Origin of the sequence: Sphingomonas hankyongi, assembly GCF_023516575.1 — a bacterium.
GTDB classification, from domain to species: Bacteria; Pseudomonadota; Alphaproteobacteria; order Sphingomonadales; family Sphingomonadaceae; genus Sphingomicrobium; species Sphingomicrobium hankyongi.
Genome location: NZ_JAMGBE010000001.1, coordinates 162,514 through 179,239, shown reverse-complemented (window position 1 = coordinate 179,239; position 16,726 = coordinate 162,514). Strand labels below are relative to the sequence as shown.

Sequence of the window (16,726 nt, the reverse complement as noted above, 5' to 3'; positions counted from 1 at the left end):
ATGGCCGACCGCGACCCCGGCCGGGTTTCCGCCGAAATCGACTGGCGCGAGGTCGCAAGGCTGGTCCTGACCAGCCGCGAGATGGACCGGCTCGAAGAGCAGGAGCTCGTTCCTGCCAAGAAGGTGCTCTACCAATTCTCGGCGCGCGGCCATGACATGGCGCAGGTGCTGCTCGGTCTGCAGCTCAAGGACGGCGACGGAGTGTTCGGCTATTACCGGTCACGCCCGCTTTTGCTCGCGCTAGGAGTCCCGCTCGCAGACGCTTTAGGCTCGGGAATGGGCCTCGCCGGGGGCTATTCGGATGGCCGCGATATTGGCGTCGTTTTCAACTATCCGAACCCCGGCGGAGCACATGCGCTTCCGATGTGCGGCGGAGTGGGCGCCCAATACACGCCCGCGGCGGGCTGGGCGCAGGCAATCGCATACAAGAGCAAAGTGCTGAATGAGGGCCCTGCGGACGCCATTTCACTGGTCCTCGGAGGGGATGCCAGCTGCGCGACAGGGGGATTTTGGTCTGCGCTAACTATTGCGACGACGCAAACCTTGCCACTGTTAATATACGTCGAGGACAACGGCTACGGAATCTCCGTTCCCTCGGAGTATCAAACACCTGGCAAGAATATCGCAGCGAATCTCGACAGTTTCGCCGGCCTTACGATCTTCAACGGCGACGGCACGGATCCGATCGGGGCGTCGAAGCTTGTCCTTGAGGCGGTCCAGCATGTCCGCACGAAGCGCTCGCCGGCATTGCTGCGACTGACTGTGCCGCGGCTGGAAGGTCACAGCTACCAGGACACGCAGACCTACAAGTCCGAAGATGAGATCGCGGCGGAGTGGCAGCGCGATCCGCTTCCGAAGTTGAAGGCCCATGTCGCGAAGCTGCAGGTTGGCGACGCGCAATGGGCGGACCTCGAACGGGAAACCGCATGGCAGGTCGAAGCGGCCCGCACCGAGGCCGAGGCGCGCGGCGTCTCGCCTCCCGAGAAGGTTACGAGCAACGTCTTCTACGAGGGCGAGATGCAGCAGGTCGGGGGGCTGTGGAATGGCGACTATCAGGTTCCGCATTTTACCGAGCAGCCCGAATCTTCCGGCCAACGCATCAACATGGTCACCGCGATCCGGCGGGTTCTAGATCAGGAGATCGCGGTCAATCCGCGGGTGCTGGTTTTCGGAGAGGATGTAGGTCCGAAAGGCGGCGTCCACGCGGTGACGCTCGGATTGCAGGAGAAGTTCGGCCGCGATCGCGTGTTCGACACCTCCCTGAATGAGGAGGGAATCGTCGGCCGGGCTGTCGGAATGGCCCTTGCCGGCCTGATGCCTGTGCCCGAAATCCAGTTCCGCAAATATGCCGAGCCTGCCACCGAGCAGATCCACGATTGCGGGACGATGCGGTGGCGCACGCACAACCGCTTTGCAGCGCCGATGGTGCTTCGCGTTCCGGGCGGCTTCTTCAAATGCGGCGACCCCTGGCACTCGATGACGAACGAGGTCGAATTCGTTCACAACCCGGGATGGAAGGTCGCGGTGCCTTCGAATGCGGAAGACGCAGTGGGTCTGCTGCGCGGAAGCCTGCGAGGCAATGATCCAGTGTTGTTCTTCGAACATCGGGCGATGCTCGACGACAGTTGGGCGAGGCGGCCGTGGCCGGGGGACGATTATGTCCTGCCGTTTGGGCGGGCGAAGAAAACACGCGAAGGCGAAAAGATCACGATCGTGACGTGGGGCGCGATGGTGCCGCGCTGCGAGGCGGCCGCCGAAGGCATCAGTGCGGACGTGATCGACCTTCGCACGCTCATGCCTTGGGACAGGGACATGGTCCTCGATAGCGTTCGCCGGACGCGGCGCTGCCTCATCGTACACGAGGATCTTCGCACTGGCGGCTTCGGCGCCGAGATCGCTGCAACTGTGGCGGACGAGGCTTTCCTCGACCTCGATGCACCTGTTGCGCGAGTCACGATGCCCGACATTCCGAGTCCGCATCATCCGAAACTGATGGAATGGGCCCTGCCGTCACCGGCGCGAATACGTGCCGAGATCGAGCGCTTGGTGGGGTTCTGACTTGATCGACGTCCGCGTCCCCGACGAGCAGGAAGGCACCAAGGCGGTCGTGCGCGCCTGGCTGCGGCAGGTAGGCGACCTGGTCTTCGAGAACGAGCCCTTGGTCGAGCTCGAGACGGACAAGGTCACGCAGGAGGTGCCTGCGCCGGCGGCCGGCGTCTTGGCTGAGATACTTCTTCAGACCGACGACGAAGCCGTCCCAGGAGCAGTGCTCGCGCGGATCGATTCGAACGGCGACATTGCGGCACCAAGTACCCCAGCGAAGGCAGGGGCCGAGGAGGCGAAGCCTTCGTCGCCCTCAGCTAGCTCAGCACCTTCTGGCGCTCCTGAGCCCCGGCCTACGTCGGGGAACGAGGCCGAAACTCGCCTCTCGCCATCCGTCCGCCGAGCGCTCCAGCAGCATGGGATCGAGGCGAGCCGTATTGCGGGAACGGGGCGCGACGGGCGAATCACGCGCGAGGATGTGGATCGGGCGGTGGCATCCGCGACTGTCGTCAGCGTCGGCGAACCGGCGACGGCCCAGCCGCGAGAATTTTCCGCTCAGGACATTCCGCACGACCGCATGCGTCGAACCATCGCAGAGAACATGGTTCGGGCGGTCGCGGATCAGCCGCACGTCACGGCCGTCTTCGAGGCCGACTTCTCCGCGGTGGCCGCGCACAAGGCGGCTGCAGCGGCGAAGGGCACGAAGCTCAGCTACACCGCGTACATTGTGAAGGCTGCTGCCGACGCGATGGCGGTTGCTCCGGCGATCAATGGGCGCTGGGAGGAGGACCGCATCGCCATTTCGCCGACCATCGACATTGGCGTCGGCACCGCGCTGGGCGAAAAAGGGCTTGTCGTGCCGGTGGTCAAGGACGCCGGCGCACTCAGCCTGGAGCAAATCGGCGCCAAGCTCGATGATCTCACGAGGCGCGCGCGCGACGGAAGGCTGGAGCGGTCGGAGGTGTCGGGAGGCAGCTTTACGATCTCCAACCATGGCGTTTCCGGATCCCTCCTCGCCGCCCCGATCATCCTGCATCAGGGGCAGGCCGCGATCCTTGGGATTGGCAAGCTCGAAAAGCGTGCGATCGTTCGGGAGATCGGCGGACAGGATGCGATCCTGATCCGTCCGATGGCCTATGTGACGCTGACCATCGATCACAGGGTCGTCGACGGACACCAGACTAATGCCTGGCTGGCCCGTTTTGTCGAGATCCTCGAAAGCTGGCCCGTCGCCTGAAATGGCCGATCCAGGTGGACTGACCGAACGCGCCTTCGTCCGCCGAGTATTGATCGTCCTCGGCCTCGTCGCGCTGTTCCTGCTGGCGTGGCAGCTCAGGACGTTGATCCTGATGATCTTCGGTGCAGTCGTGGTGGCGACAATCTTCCGCTCGTTCGCGGACCGGATCGCTCAGCTGACCGGGTGCAGGCCGGGAATCGCAATCGCAACCTCGATCGTCCTCATTCTCGGCCTCGTTCTGGGCCTGATCGCGCTCTTCGGCTCGCATGTCGCACAACAGGTCCACGCGCTGCGCGAAACGCTTCCAGCTGCATGGAAGATCATCGAAGCCCGGCTCGGCGACCTGGGCCTGGGCGAGCAGATCAAGAACTTTGTGCAAAGCATCCGTGCGCCGGGCGGAAGCAGCTTTTCCGCCTTTGGCCGTACGGTCCTTTCGATCGGCAGCGGGATCGCCGACGTGCTGGTCGTGCTGGTCGCGGGGATCTTCCTTGCTACGCAGCCGCGCTTCTATCTCATCGGCGCAATCAAACTCGTTCCGCCCGGGAAGCGAGAGCTTGCGGGTGAAGCGATCAGCGAGTCCGAACGGGCGTTGCGGCTGTGGCTCCGCGGTCAACTCATCTCAATGACGGTGGTCGGCCTCCTGACGGGGATCGGGCTTTGGGCGCTTGGCATGCCTTCCGCCTTCACGCTGGGCTTGCTCGCCGGAATCCTGGAATTCATTCCCTTCCTCGGACCGGTTTTGTCGATGGTCCCTGCCGTGCTGCTGGCACTGGCGGTCAGCCCGGACCTCGCTTTGTGGGTGCTGCTCCTCTACTTCGCGGTCCAGCAGTTCGAAGGCTATCTGCTGACGCCGCTGGTCCAGCAATATGCTGTCGACCTTCCAGGCGTCGTCCTGCTCTTTTCGCTGATCGCATTCGGCGCATTGTTCGGAACCTTGGGCATCATCCTGGCGGCGCCCTTGACGGTGGTGATGTACGTGCTGGTCAAGCGCCTTTACGTTATCGAGACCCTGCATACGCCGACGCCGATTCCGGGCGAGACCAAGGGCTAGATTTCCAGGACCGCGTAGCGTTTGCCGAATAAGGGCTTCAGGACGAATTGCGCGACATTGAAGACCGGCGTCCCGCCCGGCGTGCGCCCTTCATATTTTCCGTGGTGCGCATGGCCATGGACGACCGCTTTGACATGGTCGAACCGGTCGATGGCGTCGGCAAGCCGCTGCGAGCCCAGATATTGGTGGATGGCGGTCGGCTCGCCTTCCAGCGTCTCCTCCGTCGGCGAATAGTGCAGCACGGCGACGCTTCGTTCGGTGCGTAATGACCGCAAGCCGTTCTCTAGCTTTCGCGCTTCGTTCATAGCCTCATCCACGAAGAGCTTGGCGATAGGTTCGCCGAATGGCGCCAGCTCGCCGCGGCCATATCCGCCCATGAAGCCCTTCACGCCGGCGAATCCCACTCCCTCGATTTCTACGGCCTGCTCGTCGAGAATAGTCATGCCCGCATCGTGGAGGATTTCGGCGACCTTCTCCGGCTGGCCGCATTCGAAATCGTGATTTCCAAGCACGCCGAGGACCGGGATCGAGCAGGTGCGAATATCTTCGGCTAGGATTTCAGCTTCCGTAGTCTTCCCGAAATTCGTTAGGTCTCCGCATAGGACGAGCACGTCCGCGGCCTGCGAGATTTCCGTGAAGAGCTCGCGATAAGGCGCGGTATCGCTTTCCTGCACGTGCAGGTCGCCGATCGCCGCTACTCGCAGCTTCCCGTCACTCGGTTCCATATTGCTCTTCAAGATTTCCTACTGCTTCGGAAAAGCCCCACTCATCGACATCGATCGCATAGTCGCGTGGAGAGAAGATGCGGCCGCGACACACTTTCTTGCCCGGAGGCTCGACGGCGGCCTGGTTGCGCAGGCGCTCCAACAGCTCGTCGAGCAGCCAATCCGGAATGGCGTCGCGCTCGCTCGGATAGACGAAGCGGAAATTCATCACCGCGATCAGCAACACTTCCCAATAGAGCTCCATTCGGGAGAGCAGGCGGCGCCAGTCGATGTGACGGTGGCACTTCAGGATCATGTGCGCGACGTCGGCGCCATCGTAACGATGATGGTCCTGGACGAAGATCTTGGACCAGATGAACTCGGTCGGAGGAACGAGATGGACCTTCGCTCCAAACAGCTCCGCCGTCGGGGCGTTTTCGAACCATTCGTCGGTAACGTGCGTGGACGAGGTCGGCATGTTGTAGATGATGTCGACGAACAGCTCGCCGCGAGTGACCCGCGCCAGCCATCTTTCGTCCACCACTACGGTGTCGAAACCGTGATCGCGGAAGTAAGCGAGCAACCGCAGCGCATCGCCGGCCTTCGCGAAGACGTCAACGTCCTTCGTCGGACGGTCGATTCCGGTGTAGCTGGCAAGCGCATATGTCCCCGAGACCAGGAACGGTATTTCGGAGTCCGCCATGTGCTGGAGGACTTCGCAATAAAATGCCTCCGCCGCCGCCGTCGGCTGGATCAGGCTACCGTTCGGTTTGGATGCAACAAGCTGGTCCATGCACCCCTCAACGGAAACGCGTCGGAGGTGGTTCCTGCTAGCGGTCCCTAGCGCGGGGGAATGGGCATCGGATTTTGCATGTCGAGCTCGACGTTGATCGAGACCACGCATTTGCCCTGTCCGAATCCCAGCTGCCTCGGCATCCCCACGACCTGGTTCTCGATATTGAGCCGAATCTTGGTCTCGTTCGCTCCGCGTGCAAGGCGCGCAGCAGCGCGACGAGCGATATTATAGAGGTTCTCCCGCTCCTCGCGGGGAAGGTTCGTCGTGCGCCGAATCCGCATCAGCGCCATCTTCGCCCGGCGATAGAGCAGTCCTGCAGCGTAGCTGATCCGTATCGGCGCCTTGTGGAACGCGGTTCGCGCCGCGTTGTCGTGCTCGAACACTTCTTCGACGATGCCGTCGCCCAGCGAATTCGGCTTCAGTCCGAGCAGTACCAGGCGTTCCTCGAGGTCGGTGTCGCCTCCGGCTCCCCATCCGATCGGGACGTCGTCATAGCCGCCGAGCTCGCGAAAGGCTTCCGCCGGGACGACCTGGAATCCGCGCAGCTGGTTCCTTCCCAGCCGAAGACCGCTCTTGTTGAAGTGAGCCGTCGAGTCCGCTTTGAAGAAGCCGTACGTGTCGTCTGGCATTGATTTGGCGATCGCGTCCGCGGCGTTGGGAGCCAGGACGGTGTCGGCGTCGCAGAACAACAGCATGTCGCCCTTCGCCACTTCGGCTCCAAGGTTGCGCGCCCGCCAGTTGGAAAAGCCCTCTTCGCCGTCGACGCGCACCACTTGCACCGAAGGGAATGCGCTTTCCACCCAGTCTCCGGCGCGCTCGGGGCAAGAATAATCGACGACCACGACGTCCGCGCCATCTTGAGCAACCATCGCCGGAAGGCTCTGCTTGAGATGCTCCAGCCTGCCCTTGCAGGTGGTTATGATGCTGAATTTGCGCTTCAATCCGATCGTCCTGACAAGGCGTTGCGCTGGAGAGCAAAAGGAGAGTGGCGCACCCGACAGGATTCGAACCTGTGGCCTTTGCCTTCGGAGGGCAACGCTCTATCCAGCTGAGCTACGGGTGCTTGAGCGCGGGGCTTAGCTTCCGCTGCGGCTAGCGGCAAGCGGGGTCGAGGAAGCCGCGCAGCGCTTCGTGGACCTTCGTTCGCGCCGAGCCGACAATCATTCCGACATGGCCGGATGCGATGCCGATCCTGTTGCCGGCCGGAGCCGTTGCTGCCGGCGCGATCCGGTCCTCGTCGGCCGTCAGGTTGAGCATTGGAACAGGCAGTTTGTCCCTGACCACGCGCCCGCCTACGCTCCACTCTCCCTTGCCGGGGACATCTCGCCCGAACAGGTCTTCGATCAGCTCCCTGGCGGCGGGATAGGGCAGGGGCTCCCCCTCATTGGCCCAATCCTCGAGCTCGACGAATCGATGCGCTTCGGGGCTGGCCGGATCGAGCTTGCCGAAGCCCGCGAATTTGCGGACGGTGCGCGTCGGGTCGAGCGACCAGAATGCCGCCTGAAGGACCTCCATCGGCAAAGCGGCAAGCGTTCGCGCCGCGGGCTCGGCCGCCCGCCACATATCATGAAGGGCGGTCAGCGAAGCTTCGGGATAGTGCGAGAAGTGCCAGGGCGCTGCGAGCGTCACGACCCGCTCCACATCGACAAGGTTCGCCGCTGCCGTCGCCATCGTCCCGCCGAGACAATATCCGATCAGGGCGACCGGCTCGCCCATGCTGCGTACCGCCGGGACAAGCAGCTCTTCGATATGCCCGGACACCGACAGGTTGCGCGAAGCGGCGTCGCCCCAGTCAAGCAGCAGCGCTCGTCGATTCATCCGCGCGACCGCCAGGGCGAGTGAGACATCGTCATCGAGGTCCAGAATGCGCGGCGGATTGATCAGCGAAGGAATCAGCAGAGCCGGCGGGCCGTCTCCGCCGTAGTCGCGCACGGAAACGGGGCCGAGGCGGAAAAACTCGGGCTTTTCAGGCGCGCTGCTCCCACGGTTCGCGGCCTGGTATGCGCGAAGCCCCGCGAGTGCATCTCGTGCCAGCGCAGGATCGTCGCCGGCAACTTCGCGGACAAGCTCAAGGAACAAGGGAAGCGGCCTCGGCGCCTTCATGATCTGCGGTTCATGTTGCAGCGCACTATCCTCCAGTAGTAAGCGGTTTCCTCGCGTCTGGGAGCGGTTGATGGCCAAAGCATCGGATAAGGTGACGATCAAGAAGTACGCCAACCGGCGTCTCTACGACACCGAGAGCTCGACATACATCACGCTCGACCGTCTCGCGCAAATGGTGCGCGAAGGCCGCGAGTTCGAAGTCGTCGATGCCAAGACCGGCGAGGACATCACCCGCCAGGTGCTGACGCAGATCATCGTCGAGGAAGAGGCGCGCGGCTCGACCATGCTGCCGATCAGCTTTCTCAAGCAGCTCATCGGCCTCTATGGGAACTCGATGCAGAATTTCGTGCCCCAATATCTCGAAGCCGCGATGGACGCATTCCAGCGTAACCAGAGCGCGGTGCGCGATGCGCTCGGCGGAAACGTTCTCGCCGATATCGCGAAGCGCAACATGGCGATGTTCGAGGATGCGAGCCGCGCCTTCTCCGGCAAGACCAAGCCCGAAGCGAAACCAGGCCCGGCATCCGACGTCGACCAGCTCCGCGCGGAACTTGCTGCGCTGCAAGCCAAAGTCGATCGCCTGAACCGCTAGTCCCATGAAGAAATTTCGCGTTGCCGCGCTCGCGCTGGCCTGTGCATCTCCGCTTTCTGCGCAAACCGCGGCGACGGCTGCCGTCGACTTGCAATATTCAACGCCGATTGCCGGCGACTGGACTTACAGTCGCACGGCCACCGGCAGCGAGGCGAGCTTCCGGAATGGCGCTGGCCCCGCTCAGCTGACGCTGCGCTGCACGCGCGCGACACGGCGGGTGACGATCGCGAAGGCCGCCACCGGGGCCGCGCCTTTCCTTTCCGTTTGGACCAGCTCGCTGTCGCGCAGCATCCCCGCGAGCTACCAGCCGACGACGCAGCAGCTTGTCGCGGATCTCGCGGCGATGGACGGCCTGCTCGACGCGATGGCGTTCAGCCGCGGACGGCTGGGCGTCAGCGTAACCGGGCAACCGGCGCTCGTGCTTCCATCATGGGAAGAAATCGCGCGTGTTGTAGAAGATTGCCGCACCTGAATCGTCCGGCGCGAAGCGCAGGATAATTGCCGAAAATTCACATCTCAACAAGTCTTGCGTTGCGCGCGCATAAGACTCATCTTCTCCATGGCTTCAACGCAGCGAAAGGAGGTGATCCGATGTCTCATGGTTCAGCAGGGAGGTCGGAGAGGGGTGTTCGCAGGCCCTAAAAGCTGACGAACGGCCAACACCTTCGGCCGCTGACCATGTCGAAGGGCATCGCTGCGAGACGCAGCGGTGCCCTTTAACATATCTGGGCTCCGCGATTTTCCGGTTCTTTTCTTACGTCTGTAAATTCGCGCTAATTGTCATTAGGGAACCGTTACAGCCGTAAAGTGTCTTTCACGCGACGGAGGGAGAATAAGCGATGGCCAAATCCGCACGTAAGAGTTCAACGGGATCTTCTTCCAGGGCTTCCGCGAGCGATATCACGGACAAGCTTGCAAAGGCGGCGATGAGCAAGGAAATGCTCGCTGCCGGCCTTGCCGCCGCAGCGGCGGCGATCAGCGCCAGCCCGGCTGCGCGCCGCAAGATCCGCGATGCGGGGCTCGATGCCGCGGATACGGCATCGCAGGCAGCGACAAACATGGTGTCGAGCGCGACCAAGCTCGGTTCGATCATCGCCGAGGCGGTGGCCGAAGCGGCGCAGCGCGTGATGTCCGGCAAATGGACGGGCGATGAAGTGACTGGCGCCGCGCGGGCCACGGGCGGCGCGCGCAAGACTTCAGCGCGTAAGTCTACCGCCAAACGGAAAAGCACGGCGCGCAAGTCGACTGCCACGCGCAAGACGAGCACGGCACGCAAAGCAAGCACCACCCGCGCCAAGTCCGCGACCGGCGCGGCCACGCGCGCTTCGACGGCGCGGAAGCCCGCCGCAAAGCGCGCAAGCAGCGCTACGAAGAAGCCGCGCAGCACAGCAACGCGCAAGCGCACGACCCGTGCGCGGAAGCCGAAGCCTTCGGGTACGCCCGCCAGCTAAGCGGCGCGATCCTCGAACTGCAATTTCGCGAGCCGCGCGTAGAGTCCTCCGCGCGCGGTGAGCGTCGAGTGCGTCCCCTCTTCGACGATCTGCCCCTGGTCCATCACGACGATCCGGTGCGCAGCGCGCACCGTTGCAAGCCGGTGCGCGATGACGATCGTCGTCCGGTGCGCCATCAGCCGGTCGAGCGCATCCTGCACCAGCCGCTCGCTTTCAGCATCGAGCGCGGACGTCGCTTCGTCGAGCAGCAGCAAGGGGGCGTCGCGCAGCAAGGCGCGTGCAATGGCGATTCGCTGGCGCTGGCCGCCCGACAGCCGCGCACCGCCTTCGCCCATGAACGTGTCGAGACCTTCCGGAAGCGCGCGCAGGAATTCCTCGGCATTTGCGTCGCGCGCCGCGGCCCACAGGTCGTCTTCGCTAGCGTTCCAATTTCCGTAGCGGAGATTGTCGCGCGCAGTCGCCGCGAAGATGATGGTTTCCTGCGGCACGATCGCGATGCGCTGCCGCACGTCGGCGGGATCTGCGTCGCGAAGATCGACGCCGTCGAGCAGCACGCGGCCGGCCTGCGGATCGTAGAAACGCTCCGCAAGCTGGAAGATGGTTGTCTTGCCTGCTCCAGACGGCCCGACCAGCGCAAGTCGCTCGCGTGGCTTCACGACGAGGCTGAAATCGTTGAGTGCCGATGTGTCCGGACGCGTCGGATAATGGAACGTCACGCGGTCGAAGGTGAGCTCACCTTGCGGCGGATCAGGCAGCCTAACCGGATCGGCGGGGGCGACGATATTGGGCCGCGCATCGAGCAGCTCGGACAATCGTTCGGATGCTCCGGCAGCGCGAAGGAGGTCCCCATATACTTCGGAGAGAGCTCCGAATGCGCCGGCGAGCAGTCCGCCGTAAAGCACGAACGCCGCGATCGTGCCTCCCGTGATCCGTCCTGCGGCGACGTCGATCGCGCCTTGCCAGATGATCAGCGTGATCGAGCCCAGCATCAGGAAAATGACGATCGCCGTCATGATAGCGCGAAGAAAAATGCGGCGTTTGGCAGTCCCGAAGACCCGTTCGACCGCATCCGCGAACCGCGATCTCTCGCGTTCTTCCTGGTTGAAAGCTTGAACGATCCGGATCGCACCGAGCACTTCGCTGTTCACCGCGCCGACGTCTGCGATGCGATCCTGGCTATGCCGAGATATCTTGCGAACGCGCTGCCCGAGAATGGTGATGGGGGCAACGACCATGAGGGCGCCCACAAGGATCAGGCCGGCCAGCTTCGGCGCCAGCGCGAACAGGATGATCATGCAGGCGAATGCGAGCACCACGTTGCGCAGCGCGACCGAGACAGTGGTGCCGACGACCTGTTCGATGATCGTGGTGTCCACCGTCACTCGGGACGTGATCTCGGCGGGACGGTTTTCTTCAAAGAAGCCTGGCGAAAGGCGCAAAAGGTTGCGGTGCACGGCAAGCCTGATGTCGGCGACCGTCCGCTCGCCCAACCATGAAACGAAGTAGAAGCGTGTCGCGGTCGCAACCGCCATCACGCCGACAAGCATCAGAAGATATTCGAACCAGCGGGCAATATCCCGAGTGTTGCCGCCGGTAGCGAAGCCTTTGTCGATGATCAGCTTGAAAGCGTAGGGAATGCCGGACGTCGCCGCGGCCGCGACGAGCAGTGCAAGGGCTGCAATTGCGATGTGGCCCGGGTAGCGGAGCGCAAAGCGCCACACCATGCGGAGGTCGCTGACCGATCGGCCCTTCGGGCGGTTGGCGGAAATGGCCATGGCATTTCCCTAACAGTGCCGCCTCATAGCTCAAATGCCGATCTGTCGGGCAGCGCGCCCCAAGCGGCAGTTTTCCACACCTAATGCCGCGCTGCACTATTTGCGCCGCAACATTAACTTGCGTGGGGAGCAAAGGCCGCCCACATCTGTTTTGCGGGGAGGAAGGGCTGTCGATGCTTTATGATGCGTACGAGGTTCAGCGTTCGTTTCTCGCAGGTGCGAGCAAGCTTGCCGGGTTAGGCGCCGGCTGGCTCAGCAATCCCGCCAATCCCTTTTCCTATTCCTCGATGAGCCCGCTGGTCGCGGCCAGCCTGGAAGTATTCGCTCATGCTTCGGCACCCCGCGGAAAGCCGGAGTTCGGCATCGACAAGGTGCAGGTCGGCAAGAAGCAGGTCGCAGTTTATGAGGACGTCCTGCTCCGCAAGCCATTCGGCCAGCTCAAGCACTTCCGCCGCGAAGGCGTAGAGGATGGTGCCAGCCTGCTGATCGTCGCGCCCATGTCCGGCCACTATGCGACGCTGTTGCGCGGCACGGTTCAACGCCTTCTGCCAACGCACGACGTCTACATCACCGACTGGCGCGACGCGAAGCTGGTGCCCTTGAAGGACGGAAGCTTCGATCTCGACGACTACATCGATTACCTGGTCGAATTTCTCGAATTGATCGGGAAGAGGACCGGTGAGCGCCCGCATCTGCTTGCGGTGTGCCAGCCCGCGGTGCCTGCATTTGCCGCGACAGCGATCATGAACGCGGATGGCAATCGATGGCGGCCGAAGACGCTGACAATGATGGGTGGGCCGATCGACACCCGGGAGGCGCCGACTGCCGTGAACACGCTAGCGACGCAACGGCCCCACGCCTGGTTCCAGAACAATGTCATCGCGACGGTGCCGATGATTTATCCGGGCTCGGGACGGAAGGTATATCCGGGCTTCCTGCAGCTCGCGGGCTTCATGACCATGAACCTCGGTTCGCACCTCATCAGCCACTGGGAGATGTTCAAGCACCTGGTCGTCGGCGACGAGGAAAGCGCGGAGGCGACGCGTGCCTTCTACGATGAATATCGCTCCGTCTGCGACATGACGGCGGAATTCTACCTTCAGACCATAGACGCCGTGTTCCAGCGGCACCTGCTGCCAAAGGGGCGGATGAAGCATCGCGGACGGAAGGTCGATCCCGGCGCCATCCGCGACACTGCCCTGCTTGCCATCGAGGGCGAGCGCGACGACATTTCCGGCATCGGCCAGACCAAGGCTGCGCTCGACATCACGCCGAACCTCGCTGCCTCGAAGAAGAAGTACCTGCTGGCGAAAGACGTCGGCCATTACGGTATCTTCAACGGCCGTAAATGGCGCGAAAGGATCGCGCCTGTCGTCGAGGACTTCATCGCCGCCAACGCCTGAGGCGTCGTCCACCGAAATCTGCTGTTAGCCCGTTCGCAGGCCGCTATAGCGCCCTCTCCAACCAGGAGGGTGAGCGATGGATTCCATTTGCAGGCGCGAATTCCTTGGCACGGCGGCCGCGGCTGGACTGCTCGCCGGGTGCAAGGTTTCCGGCGGATCCGGTGCTCAGCATGGCAATGCCGATCTCGCGGCGCAACTGCAGGGGATCGCTGAGCAGATCCTTGCCGAATATCCACAAAATGCAACGATCCTCGGCATCGCGAAGGACAAGCTCGCGCCGCTGGCCCATCAATGGCAGGACCAGACGCCGGCCGGTTTCGCGGCCCGGCGCGAAGGCATCGGAAAGCGGCTCGCGACCCTCAAATCGATGGACCTCGCCGACCTGTCGGTGCCAGACAAGCTGAACGGGGCGGTGGCGCTCCAGGCTCACGAGCTGGCCCAGGAAGGCTATGCATTCGGCTTCGGCGACCCACTCGTCCTCGATCCGAACAACGGCTTTCGCAACACGCCTTATGTCGTCAACCAGTTGGGCAGCAGCTACGTCGATTTGCCCGACTTCCTGGAGAGCCGGCATACGATCGCGAACGCGGAAGATGCCGCGGCCTTTGCGGACAGGGTCGACGCCTATGCGCGAAACGTCGACGGCGAGACCGAGCGGCTGAAGCATGACCGCGGTGTTGGTGTGGTCGCCCCCAATTTCAATCTCGACAAGACCATAGCGATCATCAGCGGCGGCGCATCGGAAGATCCGGAAAAGTCAGCCGTTTTGGCCACGTTCCGCAAGAAGATGGGCGAGGCCCGGCTGTCGGACGACAAACTTGCCGAGCGCGTGAAGCAGTCAATGGCGACTGGCGTGATCCCGGCGCTGCAGCGGCAGGTCGAAGAATTGAAACAGCATCGCGCAGTCGCGAAGTCCGATGCGGGCGTCTGGCATTTCAAGAACGGCGAAGCCTACTACCGCTGGGCGCTCAAGGCCGGGACCACCACGACCCGTTCGCCGCAGGAAATCCATCAGCTCGGCCTTGATCAGGTCAAAACGATCCAGGCGCGGATGGAAGGCATCATGCAGAAGCAGGGGCTGACCGGCGGCACGGTTGGGGAGCGCATGGCCGCGCTTGGGAAGGATCCGGCGCAGCTTTATCCCAATACGGCTGCAGGCCGCGAGCAGTTGCTGGCCTATCTCAATGGCCGCATCGCCGACGTTAGAACGCGCCTGCCTCGGGCTTTCGCGACGATGGTTCCGGGACGCTTGATCATCAAGCGGGTGCCGCCCGCGATAGAGGCGGGCGCTCCGGGCGGGTACGCGGCGGCCGGCTCGATCGACGGCAAGGTGCCCGGCCAATATTATATCAACCTGCGCGACACCTCAGAGTGGCCGAAATTCTCGCTTCCGACGCTCTGTTATCACGAGGGCATTCCCGGCCACGTCTGGCAGGGCGACTATGCCAATCGCATGCCGCTGATCCGGTCCATGCTTGCCTTCAACGCCTATAGCGAAGGCTGGGCGCTCTATGCCGAGCAGCTTGCCGATGAGCTCGGCGTCTATGCCGACGATCCTTTGGGGCAGCTCGGCTACCTGCAATCGATGGGCTTCCGCGCTTGCCGCCTCGTCGTCGACACGGGACTTCACGCAATGCAATGGACCCGCGACCAGGCGACAGACTGGTTCGTAAATACCAACGGAGACCCGCGATCGTCGGTTCAGGCGGAAGTGGATCGTTATTGCGCGATGCCGGGCCAGGCTTGCGGGTATAAGGTCGGCCAGCTCGAGATCGTGCGATTGCGCGACAAGGCCCAGGCGGCGCTCGGCGCGAAATACGACCTGCGCCGCTTCGACGACGCCGTCGTGCTCGGGGGCAGCGTTCCGATGACGTTGCTCGAGACAGTCATCGACGGTTTCATTGCGAAGGCGAAGGGCTAGATCTTCTTCATCCTGACGCCGCCGAGCATCGTGAGCGCGACGATGCTCGCCGCCGCTGCGACCGCCGCAGATACGAACATCGCCACGTGAAAGCCGGCGAACAGTCGCTCGCCCTCGCTCGCCAGCACTGCCCCGAGAAGTGCGGTAGCGATCAACCCTCCAGTCCGTGCGACCGCACTGTTGAAGCCGGAGGCCATGGCGACATGCTGCTCCTCCACTGATCCCAAAACAGACGAGGTCAAGGGCGCCACGGCAATCGTCATTCCGAGTGCCATTAACAGTATCGCGGGGAAGGTACCGGCCCAGTAGCTGCTATCGGACGTGATGAGCGGCCCGAGGCACATGCCCGCAGCCACCACGAGCGGACCAATGGTGAGCGGAATGCGCGGCCCGATCCGCATCGCGAGACCGCCCATGAACGGAGAGGCTGACGTCATCAGGATCGGCAAGGGAAGCATCGCCAGGCCGGCCTGGACGGGGGAATAGCCGCCGGACGTGATCAGCACGTAGGGAATGAGCAGCATCGCAGCGGAGAAGGCTCCGTAGAGCAGGAAGGTGAGCAGATTGAGGCCCGAGAAGCAGCGGCCCCCAAACAGCTCGAGCGGCATCATCGCTCGTCTTCCCCTGCGATGCTCGATCAGGAGGAATCCGGCGCTCAGCGCTACTCCCAGCGCGGTGACGATTTGCGCCTGAGGTCCAAACCGGCCGGTCGCCGACCACAGCGTGAGCGCATAGGTCAGTCCGCCGAGGCCGGCTGTTGCGAGAAGCGCGCCCGCGTAGTCGGTCCGTCCTGCGCCGCTTTCACGGCTTTCAGCAACGAACCAGAGGGCAAGCAGGATTGCCCCGGCTGCAAGTGGAAGGTTGATGTAGAAGATCGCCGGCCAACCGACATTGTCGACAAGCCAGCCGCCGAGGAGTGGGGCGACCGCCGCCGCCGCCGCGCCCGCCGCCGCCCAAATCCCGACCGCGCGGCCGCGTCTCTCGCCCTGGAACGCGGTATTCAACAGCGCCAGGCTGTTGGGCAGCAGGAGCGCGGCGCCGATGCCCTGCGCGGCCCGCGCGGCGAGCAGGACCGAGAGGCTTGGAGCCAAGGCGCAGATCAGGGAGGTCGCAGCGAAGATGCTTGTCCCAATGACGAGCAGAAGTCGCCGTCCGAAGTGGTCGCCAAGAGCGCCGCCAAGCAGCAACAATGCCGACAGCGGCAGCAAATAGGCGTTGACCACCCACTGCACTTGCTGGGCCCCCGCGCCGTAGCTTTCGCGGATCGCAGGCAAGGCCACGCTCAGGACCGATCCCTCGACGAAGGAGAGGCTGGACGCGAGGACGCAGGTTACGAGCGTCCAAGTGGGATGTCCCTGGGTACGCGGGCGCTCAGCGGCCCGTGCGCTCACTCGGCGCTTTCAATCGCTTCTTCGACCATTCGCGACCAGGTCTCCGGGTCGCCGACCTTGGCCATGCGCTCATCGGGTTCCCGCATCGTGTGCAGCACCGCCAGCGCCTGGTTCACATGTTCCTTCCACACGAGATCGATCTTTTCGCCGGCGGACGGGTCGCTTCCTTCAGCATTGCTGCTGTGCGCGGCCCCAGCGAGGACGCGCGCGACGCGCTCGACCAGCGGCTGTTCGGAAACGGGCATCGGCATCCTCCTCT

General features: G+C 63.4%; 15 protein-coding genes and 1 tRNA gene. 8 read left to right on the top strand and 8 right to left on the bottom strand.

The window, feature by feature from the left end:
- From LZ538_RS00930 to LZ538_RS00920, 3 genes are read left to right on the top strand one after another with little or no spacing between them, the layout of a single operon-like run.
- Window positions 1-2,058, top strand: coding sequence for an alpha-ketoacid dehydrogenase subunit alpha/beta (locus tag LZ538_RS00930; protein WP_249830126.1), 2,058 nt, complete (start codon window positions 1-3; stop codon window positions 2,056-2,058).
- A gap of 1 nt (window position 2,059) precedes the next feature.
- On the top strand, window positions 2,060-3,280 hold the full coding sequence (locus LZ538_RS00925) for a dihydrolipoamide acetyltransferase family protein (protein ID WP_249830125.1): 1,221 nt from the start codon (window positions 2,060-2,062) through the stop codon (window positions 3,278-3,280).
- A 1-nt stretch (window position 3,281) separates the two neighbouring features.
- Window positions 3,282-4,331 (top strand): AI-2E family transporter, encoded by a 1,050-nt coding sequence (locus LZ538_RS00920; RefSeq protein WP_249830124.1) that lies wholly within the window; start codon window positions 3,282-3,284, stop codon window positions 4,329-4,331.
- Here LZ538_RS00920 and LZ538_RS00915 read toward each other — a convergent pair.
- From LZ538_RS00915 to LZ538_RS00895, 5 genes are all read right to left on the bottom strand, one after another.
- Window positions 4,328-5,068 (bottom strand): metallophosphoesterase family protein, encoded by a 741-nt coding sequence (locus tag LZ538_RS00915; protein WP_249830123.1) that lies wholly within the window; start codon window positions 5,066-5,068, stop codon window positions 4,328-4,330. The genes LZ538_RS00920 and LZ538_RS00915 overlap by 4 nt on opposite strands.
- Window positions 5,043-5,828, bottom strand: coding sequence for a nucleotidyltransferase (locus tag LZ538_RS00910; RefSeq protein WP_249830122.1), 786 nt, complete (start codon window positions 5,826-5,828; stop codon window positions 5,043-5,045). Before LZ538_RS00910 ends, LZ538_RS00915 begins: the two co-directional genes overlap by 26 nt.
- A gap of 47 nt (window positions 5,829-5,875) precedes the next feature.
- Window positions 5,876-6,772 (bottom strand): glycosyltransferase family 2 protein, encoded by an 897-nt coding sequence (locus LZ538_RS00905; RefSeq protein ID WP_249830121.1) that lies wholly within the window; start codon window positions 6,770-6,772, stop codon window positions 5,876-5,878.
- Between the two features lie 45 nt (window positions 6,773-6,817).
- Window positions 6,818-6,894: transfer RNA gene (locus tag LZ538_RS00900), tRNA-Arg, on the bottom strand.
- 29 nt (window positions 6,895-6,923) lie between these two features.
- Complete coding sequence (locus LZ538_RS00895; RefSeq protein WP_249830120.1) at window positions 6,924-7,934, bottom strand: alpha/beta hydrolase; 1,011 nt, start codon at window positions 7,932-7,934, stop codon at window positions 6,924-6,926.
- Window positions 7,935-8,004: 70 nt separating this feature from the next.
- Between LZ538_RS00895 and phaR the strand changes: the two genes are divergently transcribed.
- From phaR to LZ538_RS00880, 3 genes are all read left to right on the top strand, one after another.
- On the top strand, window positions 8,005-8,526 hold the full coding sequence (phaR, locus tag LZ538_RS00890) for a polyhydroxyalkanoate synthesis repressor PhaR (RefSeq protein WP_249830119.1): 522 nt from the start codon (window positions 8,005-8,007) through the stop codon (window positions 8,524-8,526).
- A 4-nt stretch (window positions 8,527-8,530) separates the two neighbouring features.
- A complete protein-coding gene (locus tag LZ538_RS00885; protein WP_249830118.1) occupies window positions 8,531-8,998 on the top strand; it encodes a hypothetical protein in 468 nt (155 codons plus the stop codon).
- Between the two features lie 454 nt (window positions 8,999-9,452).
- Window positions 9,453-9,977: a hypothetical protein gene (locus LZ538_RS00880; protein WP_249830117.1), complete on the top strand. Its 525-nt coding sequence runs from the start codon at window positions 9,453-9,455 to the stop codon at window positions 9,975-9,977.
- Here LZ538_RS00880 and LZ538_RS00875 read toward each other — a convergent pair.
- Window positions 9,974-11,752 carry an ABC transporter transmembrane domain-containing protein gene (locus LZ538_RS00875; protein WP_249830116.1) on the bottom strand — a complete coding sequence of 593 codons (1,779 nt, stop codon included), beginning with the start codon at window positions 11,750-11,752 and terminating at the stop codon, window positions 9,974-9,976. The genes LZ538_RS00880 and LZ538_RS00875 overlap by 4 nt on opposite strands.
- Window positions 11,753-11,925: 173 nt before the next feature.
- On the opposite strand from LZ538_RS00875, the gene LZ538_RS00870 reads away from it, so the two are divergent.
- Window positions 11,926-13,155 carry a polyhydroxyalkanoate depolymerase gene (locus LZ538_RS00870; RefSeq protein ID WP_249830115.1) on the top strand — a complete coding sequence of 410 codons (1,230 nt, stop codon included), beginning with the start codon at window positions 11,926-11,928 and terminating at the stop codon, window positions 13,153-13,155.
- Between the two features lie 76 nt (window positions 13,156-13,231).
- On the top strand, window positions 13,232-15,076 hold the full coding sequence (locus LZ538_RS00865) for a DUF885 domain-containing protein (RefSeq protein ID WP_249830114.1): 1,845 nt from the start codon (window positions 13,232-13,234) through the stop codon (window positions 15,074-15,076).
- On the opposite strand, the gene LZ538_RS00860 is transcribed toward LZ538_RS00865, so the two are convergent.
- Together LZ538_RS00860 and LZ538_RS00855 are read right to left on the bottom strand one after the other, a co-directional pair.
- Entirely contained in the window at window positions 15,073-16,467 is a 1,395-nt protein-coding gene (locus LZ538_RS00860; RefSeq protein WP_249830113.1) for a DHA2 family efflux MFS transporter permease subunit, read from the bottom strand. The genes LZ538_RS00865 and LZ538_RS00860 overlap by 4 nt on opposite strands.
- The gene (locus LZ538_RS00855; RefSeq protein ID WP_249830112.1) at window positions 16,464-16,712 is read right to left on the bottom strand and encodes a hypothetical protein; all 249 of its coding nucleotides are present in this window, start codon (window positions 16,710-16,712) and stop codon (window positions 16,464-16,466) included. Before LZ538_RS00855 ends, LZ538_RS00860 begins: the two co-directional genes overlap by 4 nt.
- Between the last annotated feature and the right edge of the window lie 14 nt (window positions 16,713-16,726).